Genomic DNA, 12,396 nt, shown 5'->3' with positions numbered 1-12,396 from the left:
GCCGATCCATGCGGATGCGCTCATCGTGGGCGCGGGCAGCGCGGGATCGATTCTGGCAGGGCGCCTTTCCGGGGACCCATCGTTCCGGGTGGTGCTTGTCGAGGCCGGCCCGGCATCCTCCGCGGACGAGGACGGCGTACGCGACGGGTACCGACTGCCGATTGGGCCGGACAGCCAGATAGCCACGTACTACTGGGCGACGCTGACGTCCACGGGCGATCAGGCAGAGTTGGTGCGAGGATCGGTGGTGGGCGGCTCCGGCGCAATCAACGGCGGCTACTTCGTGCGTGGCCGGCCCGCGGATTTTGACGGATGGTCGGTGCCGGGATGGGCCTGGGCAGATGTTCGCGATCACTTCCGGGCGATGGAGACGGACCGTGACTTTCGGGATGACCCGTTACATGGGTCGTCGGGGCCCATACCGATCGGCCGAAAGCACGAACAGAGTAGCGCTGGAAAGGAATTGGCCGAGCTCGCAGTCAAAGGCGGGTATTCGGTGGTGGCGGATCTCAATGGCAAGGCCGGTGTCGGGGTGGGACTGGTGCCGCTCAATATCGACAGCGGGATGCGAGTTGGGCCCGCGCGCGCATATCTGGAGGGGGCGGGTTGGCGCCCAAATCTCGCGGTGTACTCAGGTACCCGTGTGCTGCGGGTGCTCTGCGGCGGCGGGCGTGCGACCGGTGTGCAGGTGGCGGTGGGGAACTCGGTGCGTACGCTGACCGCCGATCGAATCATTTTGAGTGCGGGAGCGATTGAGACGGCGAAGCTGCTGTTGCTGTCCGGGATAGGGCCCGCGGATGACTTACGCGCGGTGGGCGTTGAGCCCGTTGTCGACCTGCCCGGTGTCGGTACCCGGGTGATGGACCACGCGGAATGGGTGTTGGACACGGGCGACGAGGGGCAGCAGGGCTATCCCGTTCTGGACACTGTGTTGCACACCGATCGTCAGATGGGTATCGAGATACGGCCGTATACAACCGGATTCGCAGCCATGGCGGGGGTGGCGGTGAGCGGTGCGGATCCGCGGCAGATCGGTGTCGCGTTGATGACGCCGAGGTGTCGCGGCCGGCTTGAACTGCGTTCGACCGATCCCGCGGCGCCCGTATACATCGACTTGCGGTACGACAGCGAGACGGCAGACATGGATCGCTTGCGCGACGGAGTGCGTCTGGTGACCGAACTGTATGGACGACGGTTCGGTGGTCCGCGGTGGTCCACCTCGCAGCATCTGTGCGCGACCGCCCCGATGGGCAATGACGAGGACAAGCATGCGGTCGTCGACAAGTACTGTCGTGTCAGGGGAATCGATGGGCTGTTCGTGATCGACGGGTCGATCATGCCGACCATTCCGAGCCGGGGACCAGCGGCCACGATCGCGATGATCGGGCATCGTGCGGCCCAGTTTGTTGCGTGGTCGTAACAGGAGTGCGAATCTTGGCGTCTACCGCACGCGCGCACGCCATCGGTCGCACAATTGGACGATGTCGACTCCCGATGACGCCGTCAGTTCACGTGCCGAGGCGCCGCTTGATCATGCCGGCGTCCAATCGCACCTCGAAGGTGCCGACTACCTCGCCCGGCGGCAGCTGAGATCGGGTACCGCGGGCTGGGTGCTGCTGGCGGGGCTCGGCGTGAGCTACGTGATTTCCGGAGACTACGCCGGCTGGAACACCGGCCTGAGCAAGGGCGGTTTCGGCGGGATGGCCATCGCGGCCGTCGTCATCGCCGCGATGTATCTGTCCATGGTGCTCAGCATGGCGGAGATGTCGTCGGCATTACCCACCGCGGGCGGCGGGTACACCTTTGCCCGGCGCGCGATGGGCCCCTGGGGCGGATTCGCCACGGGGACCGCAATTCTCATTGAGTACGCGATCGCGCCGGCCGCCATCGCCACCTTCATCGGAAGTTATGTCGAATCACTGCACCTGTTCGGCCTCAAGGACGGGTGGTGGATCTATCTGGCGGTGTACGCGATCTTCATCGGCATCCACCTCAGCGGTGCGGGTGAGGCACTCAGGACGATGTTCATCATCACGGGGATCGCGCTCGTCGGCCTCATCACCTTCGCCATCGGAGCCGTCGGCCGATTCGACGCGAAGAACCTCACCAACATTCCCGTCGATGAAACGGCAACGGGTGCATCGGCATTCCTACCCAACGGATATTTGGGAATCTGGGCAGCGGTGCCGTTTGCGATCTGGTTGTTCCTGGCGATCGAGGGCGTGCCGCTGGCCGCCGAGGAAGCCCGCGATCCCGCCAAGAACATCCCGCGCGGCATTGTGATGGCGATGCTGGTGCTTGTCGTCACCGGTACGGCCGTGCTGATCCTGGTGCCCGGAGCGGGCGGCGCCGAAGCGATGGGGCAGTCCGGGAATCCCTTGGTAGAGGCGCTGGGCACCACCACGGTGGCCAAGGCGGTCAATTACATCGGGCTGGCCGGACTCATCGCTAGCTTCTTCTCCATTGTCTACGCCTACAGTCGGCAGACCTTCGCGTTGTCCCGGGCAGGCTACCTACCGACCGGGTTGTCGGTCACCAACAGTAGGAAGGCTCCCGTGCTGGCGCTGATCGTGCCCGGAATCATCGGATTCCTGTTGTCGCTCAGCGGTAAAGGGGCGATGCTGCTCAACATGGCGGTGTTCGGTGCGGCACTGAGCTATGTGCTGATGATGGTGAGCCACATTGTGCTGCGCATTCGCGAGCCGGAGATGCCGCGGCCGTACCGCACCCCGGGTGGCATCGCCACCAGCGGGTTCGCGCTCGTGATCGCCTGTGCTGCGGTGGTGGCGACATTCATCGTCGATACCACCGCGGCTTTCGCCACGTTCGGCGTATTCATCCTGTTTATGGCGTATTTTGGGTTGTATAGCCGTCACCGTTTGGTCGCGAACTCCCCGGACGAGGAGTTCGCGGCGCTTGCAGAAGCCGAGAACGAACTGAAATAGGCACATTATGAGCACTTTTCGCCACATTGTCGGGCCGGTCACGTACCAGTTCAGGTCGCTCGCCGAAGTTCTCGCGAAGGCCTCGCCGCCTCGGTCCGGTGACGAGCTCGCGGGCTGCGCGGCGCAGTCGGACGCCGAGCGGGCCGCCGCACGGTGGGTACTCGCCGAGGTACCGCTCGCGGACTTCCTGTCCGAGGAGATCGTCCCGTACGACACCGACGAGGTCACCCGGCTGATCATTGACAGCCATGATGCGGAGGCCTTCGCGGTGATCTCGCATCTCACCGTCGGCGATTTCCGCGACTGGTTACTGGAGACCATCACCAAACCCCATGGGGCGCAGTCGCTCAGGGATATTTCGCTCGGATTGACTCCGGAGATGGTGGCTGCTGTCAGCAAGCTGATGCGCAATCAGGACCTCATTGCCGTCGGTGCCGCGGTGCGCAACCATAGTGCTTTTCGTACGACCATCGGACTGCCGGGCACGTTGGCGACCCGATTGCAGCCCAACCATCCCACCGACGACGCGCGCGGTATCGCCGCTGCCACCCTCGACGGTCTGCTACTGGGTTGCGGCGACGCCGTCATCGGCATCAATCCGGCGACCGATTCCCCACATGCCGCGGCCGACCTGCTGCGTCTCATCGACGACATTCGCCTGAGATTCGACATCCCCACACAGTCGTGCGTGCTCGCGCACGTCACCACCACCATGGAGCTCATCGAGCGAAATCTACCGGTGGACTTGGTTTTTCAGTCGATCGCCGGTACCGAGGGTGCCAACGAGAGCTTTGGGGTCAACCTGGCGCTCCTGCGTGAGGCGAATGAGGCCGGGCGTTCGCTGGCGCGGGGCACCGTGGGTAATAACGTCATGTACCTGGAGACGGGCCAGGGATCGGCGCTCTCGGCTGGGGCGCATCTCGGGGTGGGTGGCGTCGCGGTAGATCAGCAGACGCTAGAGGCCCGGGCCTATGCGGTCGCGCGGGAGGTGGAACCACTCCTGGTCAATACCGTTGTGGGATTCATTGGGCCGGAATACCTTTACGACGGGAAGCAGATCATCAGGGCTGGCCTGGAGGATCACTTCTGCGGCAAGCTTCTGGGGCTCCCGATGGGGGTGGATGTCTGCTACACCAATCATGCCGAGGCTGATTCGGATGATATGGACGTCCTGCTCACCGTGCTCACGGCCGCGGGGGTTGCGTTTGTCATCGCGGTGCCCGGGGCCGACGACGTCATGCTCGGATACCAGAGTCTGTCCTTCCACGATGCGCTGTTCGCGCGTCGCACCTTCGGCTTGCGGCCGGCCCCGGAGTTCAACGACTGGCTTGAGCGCATGGGCATGCTGGACCGCGATGGGGGGCTGCGTGAAATTGCGGTCAACGACTCGCCGTTGCGGGCGCTGTTATGAGTGATGTCGCGAACAACGGAGCGGCGGAGGATATCTGGGATACGTTACGCCGTTCCACGCAGTCACGAATCGGGTTGGGGCGCAGTGGGGATGCGTTGCCCACCAGTCGAGTGCTGGAGTTCGGGACCGCACACGCTGCCGCTCGCGACGCGGTGCACACGCCGCTGGACGCACGCGCCCTGGCCGGCCGTATCGACGGTCTCGGATTGGGTACGCCGCTGCGGGTGACCAGCCGGGCGGGCGATCGATCCGAGTATTTACGCCGCCCGGACCTGGGTCGGGCTCCCGCCGATGGCGCGCTGGATGTGCTGTCGGATTCCGCCGCCGATATCGGCATCGTGCTGGCTGACGGTTTGTCTCCGCGCGCCCTCGACGACCACGGGGTCCCGCTATTACAGGCGCTACACCAGCGGCTTCACGGATATTCGATCGCGCCGCTCGTCATCGCGACACAGGCGCGGGTGGCCCTGGGTGACCACATCGGCGTCGCACTTGGCGTCGACACTGTCCTGGTACTCATCGGGGAACGTCCCGGCCTGTCCGTCGCCGACAGCGTCGGGATATACCTCACACACAATCCTGTTGTCGGATGCAGTGATGCACAACGTAATTGCGTGTCCAACATCCATCCGCCGGAAGGGTTGGGCTACGACCAGGCGGCGCAGGTCGTTGCCGCCCTGGTGGCGGGCGCACGTGAGATCGGTCGATCAGGCGTCGCCCTCAAGGACATGACGGGCGCGGGTAGTCAGATCGAGGGGTCCGGGCCCGCTCTCACCACGTAGCGGGATGGCCCTCCGGGACCAACCGGGTGGTTGGTTACCATCGGCTCATGGCCCTCGACCCTCGCACGCCGGTCCTCGTCGGTACCGGACAGGTCAACCAGCGGACGGATGCCGATTGTCCGTTCTCCGAGATCCCCGAACCCCTCGATCTTATGGAGCGAGCGGCCCGGCTGGCGGCCGAGGATGCGGGGGCGGCCGAGTTGCTCACCGCGATCGACACGGTGTCCGTGGCGAACATCTTCTCGTGGAAGTATCGCGACCCCGGCGTGCTGCTCGGTGAACGCCTGGGTTCGGCGCCCAAGCGCACGTTCTACACCGGGCCCAGCGGCAACTCGCCGCAGCTGTTGGTCAACCATGCGGCCGCGGACATTCTCGCCGGGGATGCCGAGGTGGTTCTCATCGGCGGGGCGGAGATGTGGCGGTCGCGCAACAAGATGATGGCCACCGGTGTCCAGCCCACGTGGACCACGCAAGACGAATCCATTGCCGAACCAGCCATTCTCGGCGGCCGCATGGATCAGGTGGGCGGTGCCGAGACCACCATTGGCCTGATCTCTCCCGGCCATGTGTATCCGCTGTTCGAGCAGGCGATTCGGGTCGCCAACGGTGTGTCCGTCGCCGACCATCGCGCCGCGATTTCTCAGCTGTGGCAGCGCTTCAACGCCGTGGCCGTGAACAACGTGCATGCCTGGTCCAACGATGCGTACACCGCCGAGCAGATCGCCACACCCGGTCCCGACAATCGGTGGATCAGCTCGCCGTACACCAAGCTGATGAACTCCAACAACATGGTCGAGCAGGGGGCGGTGCTGCTGCTCACCTCACTAGAGACAGCGCGACGGCTCCGAATTCCTAAGGACCGCTGGATATTTCCGCTCGCTGGCAGCCAGGCCAACGACACCTTCGCGCTCAGTGAACGCGACGAGCTGCATCGGTCTCCGGCCATCCGCCTTGCGGGCAAGCGCGCATTCGATATCGCCGGTCTGGGAACCGATGACGTGGACCTGATCGACATCTATTCGTGTTTCCCCTCGGCGGTGCAGGTCGCGGCCACCGAGCTGGGAGTGGCGCTCGATGACCCGGCGCGGCCGCTCACGGTCACCGGTGGACTCACGTTCGCCGGTGGCCCCTGGTGCAACTACGTGACCCATTCCATTGCCACCATGGCCGAGCGGCTGCGTGAGCGTCCCGGTGCTAAGGGGCTGATCACAGCCAATGGCGGATACCTCACCAAGCACGCATTCGGAATCTACGGAACCGAGCCGCCCACATCCGGCTTCAGGTACGAGGACGTGCAGTCCGACGTCGATCGGGAGCCCAGAACCGCGGCGGCCGATGGGTATTCGGGCGCGGCAACCGTCGAGGCCTGGACCGTCAACTATGGACGAGACGGATCGCCATTCCAGACATTCGTGAGCGTGCGTACCCCCACCGGGGCGCGTACCTTCGCCAAGATCGACGACCGCGCTGCGGCGGCGCAGATCGCGGACACCGATATCGCCGGTGCGTCAATCGAAGTCGCGGCGGATGGTTCCGCGCGGCTCACCTGATCGCCGCCGTCACCGCAGGGCGTAGCGGATCGGCAGGTGTTTGATACCGCCGACGAATATGGTCGACGTCCGCTCGACATTCCCGTCGATCTCGATGGACTCCAGCCGGGGGAGTAGTGCCGAGAAGAAGCTGTTGACCTCCATTCGTGCCAGTGCCGCTCCTAAACAGAAGTGCACACCGAACCCGAATGCCAAGTGTTTATTGGGGTCTCGTCCCACATCGAAGGTGAACGGATTGGCGAAGGTGTCTTCGTCGCGGTTACCCGACGGGTAGGACAGCAGAACCGATTCGCCTTCGGCGATGGGTACTCCGCGAATCTCGGTGTCCGCGGTCGCTGTTCGCATGAATTCCTTGACCGGTGTCACCCAGCGGATCATCTCGTCGACCGCCAAGGGCATGAGGTCGGGGTTTTTGCGTAGTCGCGCGAGCTGGTGCGGGTGCTCCAGAAGTGCTTCCAGGCCACCGGCAATCGTGGCGCTGGTGGTGTCGTGTCCGGCGGTGGCGATGATCGTGTAGTACGACGCGATGTCGACATCGGAGAGTGGCTCGCCATCGACCTTGGCATTCGCGATGGTCGATGCCAGGTCGCGGGTGGGGTTTTCGCGCCGGGATGCGGTGAGCCCGCTGAAGTATCCGAAGAAGTCCAGCAGCGCCAGCAGCTGCTCCTCCGGAGTCGCGCCGCGCTGGAATTCGGTGTCGTCGCCGCCGAAGAGTTCCTGGGTGAGCTTGAGCATGCGGTCGAAATCCGACTCGGGAATGCCGAGCAGCGACATGATGACGTACAGGGGAAAGTGCACGGCCACGTCCTGGGCGAAGTCGCAGGTTCCGCCGGCCTCCATCAACTTGTTCACGTATCTGGCGGCCAGCTCGTCGGTGCGGATTTTCATGTCCCGCATGGCCTTTGGCCGGAACCAGTCGGCTCCGATGGCGCGCAGCACGCGGTGTTTGGGGTCGTCGATATGGACAAGGGTTTTGAGCTCGATGCCCATCGCCGCCTGCCGGTCCAGCTCGGCCTCCTGCTCGAGGTTCATCAGCAGCGGACGCGGTTCGTTGATCCAGAGTGCGTTGTCGCGCTCAACGTCCATGATGTCGTCGTGCTTGGTGATCGCCCAGAACGGTCGGTAGTTGTCAGTAACGACCTTCGTCACGGGCTGTTCACGCCGTAGCAGGGTCAGCGCATCGTGCAGACGGGGCTCGTCTGCGTACGCGGACGGATCGGCCAATAGTCGGCCGGCGTCTTCGATTTCGGATAGTGCAGTCGCCATAGCCGGAGTGTGCGCGTGGCGCACCATAGATTTGACCGTAACGGCTGAATTTGACCGCCGGTCGCGGGCGCTAGGCGGGGGTCACCCAGGTGGTGATCTCTGCCTTCACCACTTCCTTGCCGTCACGGTCGGTGATGCTGATCGGCACCACGACATCGGTGCCCTCGGTGATCGAGGCGAAGTCGAGGCCCTCCAGCTTGGCGACCGCGCGTAGTGAGGTGGTGGCCTTGCCGAGGTACTGAACATTCATCGCCTTGGGGATCCAGCGATGCGAGGACGGGGTGGTGGCCTCCATCAGCATCCCCATCGCGACCTCGGCCAGGTTGCACGCGGCGATCGCGTGGAAGGTCTTGAGGTGGTTGTAGACGAAGTACCACTTGGGGGCGGTTACCTCGCAATAGCCCGGTTCCATCCGGTGCACGTGCGGCACCACCGAGGCGAAGTAGGGGACGCGGGCCATCATGGCGGCGGAGAACAGGGCGGAGCCGCCGGGCTTGTTCTGCAGACGCTGCCAGATCTTGTAGGTCGGAGATGCACTCACGTCACGTACCTTACTCGAAAGTAAGATGACGTCGAACGCACATGCCAAGCAGTTCCCCGATCATGGCCAGAGCTGCGTACGCTCCCACCCCTCCTCGACCCGCTGATAGCCGAGACGCAGGTGCTTGCGGTCGGGGGAGCCCTGCCAGAACTCGATCTGCGCCGGCTGCACCGCATACGACACCCACTCATCGGGTACGAGGTCGGGATCGTCCCTGAGCTTCCGGTGCGCCTTCTCGATCTCGGCGTCGATTTCCGCGGCATCCACCAGCGGCTGGCTCTGCCGCAGCGTCAGTGCCATCGCCCGGGATCCGATGGGCCTGCCCAGGAAGTCCTCCGCGCTCGCCTGCGCACCGTCGTCGACGACCGGGCCCACCACCCGTACCTGCCGGACGACCGCCGGCCAATGGAAAGTCAGCGCGGCAACGGGGTGAGCGGAGAGGTCCCGCCCCTTCTGGCTCACCGAGCTCGCCGCGAAATGCCAACCAGTCTCGTCGATGGCCTTCAAAATCAGCACTCGTGCGCGCGGTGCACCCTGGGCATCGACCGTCGAGATCGTCATGGCATGCGGCTCCGGTACGCCGGCCCGCGCAGCCTGCTCGATCCATTCGACGAACAAGGGGAGCGGTTCGGCGGGAGCATCGCCGATGTCAAAGGGTGGAGCACTGCCGGACAGGACGGGCAGTGCCCGCAGAAATGAACGCCCTCCGTCGGCTTCCGACCAGCGCACGTGCAACCTCCTCGACGGCCCTTGTACTAGCGTTCCAGAGGTCCTCGGTTTCACAGGTCAGGGGCTCCCCGTTGTCGCCGCGGGGTGGGTACACCAGGGATTTGGCCGCAGCCGCGGGATAAGGCATACTGTTCGGGTTGCCGTGAACCGGTTGCGACGCTCTTTGTGGCGCGCGAACGGGGACGGCGAACTACAGCGCCCTTACGGGCGCGTCGGCCCAGTCCAAGCGACGAGAATTTTCGACGCGGACGACTGCGCGTGAGGGCGACACGCCCGACCGCGGGGGTCGGTGAACTACGACAGGTAAACAGCGGCGGTATCGGTTTGTGCGCTTCGGCGTGCTCCGGACCAGTGATAGTAGAGGTAGGAAGCGTGGCGGGACAGAAGATCCGCATCAGGCTCAAGGCCTACGACCATGAGGCCATTGATGCCTCTGCGCGCAAGATTGTTGAGACGGTGACCCGTACCGGCGCGAGTGTCGTTGGACCTGTGCCGCTGCCAACCGAGAAGAACGTGTATTGCGTTATTCGGTCGCCGCACAAGTACAAGGATTCGCGCGAGCATTTCGAGATGCGTACCCACAAGCGGCTCATCGACATCCTCGACCCGACGCCCAAGACGGTTGACGCGCTCATGCGCATCGACCTGCCGGCCAGCGTCGACGTGAACATCCAGTAGGAGAACCAGAAACCATGGCAAGAAAAGGAATTCTGGGCACCAAGCTGGGTATGACACAGGTGTTCGACGACAACAACCGGGTTGTCCCGGTGACCGTCGTCAAGGCCGGACCCAATGTGGTGACCCGCATCCGCACCCAGGAGCAGGACGGCTACAGCGCCATCCAGCTCGCATTCGGTGAGATCAGCCCGCGCAAGGTGACCAAGCCGGTCACCGGTCAGTTCAGTGCTGCGGGTATCAACCCGCGTCGACACCTGGCCGAGCTGCGTCTGGACGACGAGGCTGCTGCCGCCGAGTACGAGGTCGGCCAAGAGCTGACCGCGGAGATCTTCAGTGACGGCGCCTACGTCGACGTCACCGGAACCTCGAAGGGCAAGGGCTTCGCCGGAACCATGAAGCGTCACGGCTTCAGCGGTCAGGGCGCGAGCCACGGTGCACAGGCCGTGCACCGTCGTCCCGGCTCGATCGGTGGCTGTGCCACCCCGGGCCGTGTCTTCAAGGGCACCCGGATGTCGGGACGCATGGGTAGTGACCGCGTCACCACCCAGAACCTGGTGGTGCACAAGGTGGATGCCGAAAATGGCGTGCTGCTGATCAAGGGTGCCATCCCCGGACGTAAGGGTGGCCTGGTTGTGGTCCGCACCGCTGTCAAGCGAGGTGAGAAGTAGTGTCTGAGAATCTTTTGACAATCACGGTCAAGGCTCCGGGTGGCAAGACGGACGGCTCCATCGAGCTGCCCGCCGAGTTGTTCGACGCCCCAGCCAATATCTCGCTGCTGCACCAGGTGGTGACCGCTCAGTTGGCGGCCGGCCGCCAGGGCACGCACTCCACGAAGCGTCGTGGCGAGGTGTCCGGTGGTGGCAGGAAGCCGTACCGGCAGAAGGGAACCGGCCGCGCTCGTCAGGGCTCGACCCGTGCCCCGCAGTTCACCGGTGGTGGCGTCGTACACGGCCCGCAGCCGCGTGACTACAGCCAGCGGACGCCCAAGAAGATGATCGCCGCTGCGCTGCGCGGTGCGCTGTCGGACCGGGCCCGCAACGGCCGCATCCACGCCGTCACCGAACTGGTTGCCGGGCAGGAGCCCTCGACCAAGAGCGCCAAGGCGTTCCTGGCTGAGATCAGCGACCGCAAGCAACTGCTACTGGTGCTGGGCCGCGACGATCTGGCCGCGGTGAAGAGCGTCCGGAACCTGCCGAATGTGCATGTGCTGGCCTACGACCAGCTCAACACCTATGACGTGCTGAAGGCCGATGACCTGGTGTTCAGCGTCGAGGCCCTCAACGGCTTCATCAACGCCAAGAAGAAAGAGGAGGTGTCGGCCTGATGGCAACTATCGCTGACCCCCGCGACATCATCCTGGCCCCGGTGATCTCGGAGAAGTCGTACTCGTTGATCGAAGACAACGTGTACACCTTCGTCGTCCACCCGGACTCGAACAAGACGCAGATCAAGATCGCCATCGAGCAGATCTTCAGCGTCAAGGTCACCTCGGTGAACACCGCCAACCGGCAGGGCAAGCGCAAGCGCACCCGCACCGGTTTCGGACAGCGCAAGAGCACCAAGCGCGCCATCGTCACCTTGGCACCGGGTAGCAAGCCGATCGACCTGTTTGGAGCCCCCGCGTAGTCGGGGAGTAGAGGACTAGAGAAGACATGGCTATTCGCAAGTACAAGCCGACGACCCCCGGTCGCCGCGGCTCGAGCGTCGCCGATTTCTCGGAGATCACTCGCTCGACTCCCGAGAAGTCGCTGATTCGCCCGCTGCACGGCACCGGTGGTCGTAACGCCCACGGCCGCATCACCACTCGTCACAAGGGTGGTGGCCACAAGCGTGCCTACCGGCTGATTGATTTCCGTCGCCACGACAAGGACGGCGTCAACGCCAAGGTCGCGCACATCGAGTACGACCCCAACCGCACCGCGCGCATCGCGCTGCTGCACTTCCTGGATGGCGAGAAGCGTTACATCATCGCGCCGGTCGGGCTTTCGCAGGGTGACGTGGTGGAGTCGGGCGCCAACGCCGACATCAAGCCGGGTAACAACCTGCCGTTGCGCAACATCCCGACGGGTACCACCGTGCACGCCGTCGAGCTGCGTCCCGGTGGTGGAGCCAAGATGGCCCGCTCTGCCGGTGCCGGTATCCAGCTGCTGGGCAAGGAGGGCGCTTACGCCTCCCTGCGTATGCCCAGCGGTGAGATCCGCCGTGTCGACGTGCGCTGCCGCGCCACCGTCGGCGAGGTCGGCAACGCCGAGCAGGGCAACATCAACTGGGGTAAGGCCGGCCGTATGCGGTGGAAGGGCAAGCGCCCCACCGTCCGTGGTGTCGTGATGAACCCGGTCGACCACCCGCACGGTGGTGGTGAAGGTAAGACCTCTGGTGGTCGTCACCCGGTGAGCCCGTGGGGCAAGCCCGAAGGCCGTACCCGCAAGCCCAACAAGGCGAGCGACAAGCTCATCGTCCGTCGCCGGCGCACCGGCAAGAAGCGCTAGGAGTA

Annotated in this window: 13 protein-coding genes; 10 read left to right on the top strand and 3 right to left on the bottom strand. The window is 64.5% G+C overall.

Annotation, left to right across the window (positions count from 1 at the left end; genetic code table 11):
• Positions 1–4: 4 nt before the first annotated feature.
• The 5 genes from mftG to DSM43276_RS18115 all read left to right on the top strand — a co-directional run bounded on the left by mftG (position 5) and on the right by DSM43276_RS18115 (position 6,688).
• Positions 5–1,420 carry a mycofactocin dehydrogenase MftG gene (gene mftG / locus DSM43276_RS18135; protein WP_459543347.1) on the top strand — a complete coding sequence of 472 codons (1,416 nt, stop codon included), beginning with the start codon at positions 5–7 and terminating at the stop codon, positions 1,418–1,420.
• Positions 1,421–1,481: 61 nt separating this feature from the next.
• Entirely contained in the window at positions 1,482–2,945 is a 1,464-nt protein-coding gene (gene eat / locus DSM43276_RS18130) for an ethanolamine permease (RefSeq protein WP_078327777.1), read from the top strand.
• Between the two features lie 7 nt (positions 2,946–2,952).
• Entirely contained in the window at positions 2,953–4,356 is a 1,404-nt protein-coding gene (locus DSM43276_RS18125; RefSeq protein ID WP_078327776.1) for an ethanolamine ammonia-lyase subunit EutB, read from the top strand.
• The gene (gene eutC / locus DSM43276_RS18120) at positions 4,353–5,138 is read left to right on the top strand and encodes an ethanolamine ammonia-lyase subunit EutC (RefSeq protein ID WP_136629120.1); all 786 of its coding nucleotides are present in this window, start codon (positions 4,353–4,355) and stop codon (positions 5,136–5,138) included. Before DSM43276_RS18125 ends, eutC begins: the two co-directional genes overlap by 4 nt.
• Positions 5,139–5,185: 47 nt before the next feature.
• Positions 5,186–6,688, top strand: coding sequence for an acetyl-CoA acetyltransferase (locus DSM43276_RS18115; RefSeq protein ID WP_136629119.1), 1,503 nt, complete (start codon positions 5,186–5,188; stop codon positions 6,686–6,688).
• 9 nt (positions 6,689–6,697) lie between these two features.
• On the opposite strand, the gene DSM43276_RS18110 is transcribed toward DSM43276_RS18115, so the two are convergent.
• The 3 genes from DSM43276_RS18110 to DSM43276_RS18100 all read right to left on the bottom strand — a co-directional run bounded on the left by DSM43276_RS18110 (position 6,698) and on the right by DSM43276_RS18100 (position 9,224).
• Positions 6,698–7,954, bottom strand: coding sequence for a cytochrome P450 (locus tag DSM43276_RS18110; protein WP_136629118.1), 1,257 nt, complete (start codon positions 7,952–7,954; stop codon positions 6,698–6,700).
• A gap of 70 nt (positions 7,955–8,024) precedes the next feature.
• Entirely contained in the window at positions 8,025–8,495 is a 471-nt protein-coding gene (locus DSM43276_RS18105; protein ID WP_078288748.1) for a hotdog fold domain-containing protein, read from the bottom strand.
• Positions 8,496–8,555: 60 nt separating this feature from the next.
• Positions 8,556–9,224 (bottom strand): pyridoxine/pyridoxamine 5'-phosphate oxidase, encoded by a 669-nt coding sequence (locus DSM43276_RS18100; protein ID WP_078327754.1) that lies wholly within the window; start codon positions 9,222–9,224, stop codon positions 8,556–8,558.
• 372 nt (positions 9,225–9,596) lie between these two features.
• Here DSM43276_RS18100 and rpsJ point away from each other — a divergent pair, with 372 nt between their 5' ends.
• The 5 genes from rpsJ to rplB are packed head-to-tail and all read left to right on the top strand — an operon-like array spanning position 9,597 to position 12,391.
• On the top strand, positions 9,597–9,902 hold the full coding sequence (gene rpsJ, locus DSM43276_RS18095; RefSeq protein ID WP_003883485.1) for a 30S ribosomal protein S10: 306 nt from the start codon (positions 9,597–9,599) through the stop codon (positions 9,900–9,902).
• A gap of 14 nt (positions 9,903–9,916) precedes the next feature.
• Positions 9,917–10,570, top strand: a complete 654-nt coding sequence (gene rplC, locus DSM43276_RS18090; RefSeq protein ID WP_078288398.1) for a 50S ribosomal protein L3 — start codon at positions 9,917–9,919, stop codon at positions 10,568–10,570.
• A gap of 14 nt (positions 10,571–10,584) precedes the next feature.
• On the top strand, positions 10,585–11,226 hold the full coding sequence (rplD, locus tag DSM43276_RS18085; protein ID WP_078324077.1) for a 50S ribosomal protein L4: 642 nt from the start codon (positions 10,585–10,587) through the stop codon (positions 11,224–11,226).
• On the top strand, positions 11,226–11,528 hold the full coding sequence (gene rplW, locus DSM43276_RS18080) for a 50S ribosomal protein L23 (protein ID WP_078297713.1): 303 nt from the start codon (positions 11,226–11,228) through the stop codon (positions 11,526–11,528). Before rplD ends, rplW begins: the two co-directional genes overlap by 1 nt.
• Before the next feature lie 26 nt (positions 11,529–11,554).
• Positions 11,555–12,391, top strand: coding sequence for a 50S ribosomal protein L2 (rplB, locus tag DSM43276_RS18075; RefSeq protein ID WP_078327753.1), 837 nt, complete (start codon positions 11,555–11,557; stop codon positions 12,389–12,391).
• Positions 12,392–12,396 lie beyond the last annotated feature (5 nt).

It is taken from the genome of Mycobacteroides salmoniphilum, from assembly GCF_004924335.1.
GTDB classification, from domain to species: domain Bacteria; phylum Actinomycetota; class Actinomycetes; order Mycobacteriales; family Mycobacteriaceae; genus Mycobacterium; species Mycobacterium salmoniphilum.
This window is presented reverse-complemented; position numbering and strand designations above follow the sequence as displayed.

Coding starts and splice junctions, on each gene's coding strand:
- eat (WP_078327777.1), top strand. CDS start 1,482: ATGTCGACTCCCGATGACGCCGTCAGTTCACGTGCCGAGGCGCCGCTT.
- DSM43276_RS18125 (WP_078327776.1), top strand. CDS start 2,953: ATGAGCACTTTTCGCCACATTGTCGGGCCGGTCACGTACCAGTTCAGG.
- eutC (WP_136629120.1), top strand. CDS start 4,353: ATGAGTGATGTCGCGAACAACGGAGCGGCGGAGGATATCTGGGATACG.
- DSM43276_RS18115 (WP_136629119.1), top strand. CDS start 5,186: ATGGCCCTCGACCCTCGCACGCCGGTCCTCGTCGGTACCGGACAGGTC.
- DSM43276_RS18110 (WP_136629118.1), bottom strand. CDS start 7,954: ATGGCGACTGCACTATCCGAAATCGAAGACGCCGGCCGACTATTGGCC.
- rplC (WP_078288398.1), top strand. CDS start 9,917: ATGGCAAGAAAAGGAATTCTGGGCACCAAGCTGGGTATGACACAGGTG.
- rplW (WP_078297713.1), top strand. CDS start 11,226: ATGGCAACTATCGCTGACCCCCGCGACATCATCCTGGCCCCGGTGATC.
- rplB (WP_078327753.1), top strand. CDS start 11,555: ATGGCTATTCGCAAGTACAAGCCGACGACCCCCGGTCGCCGCGGCTCG.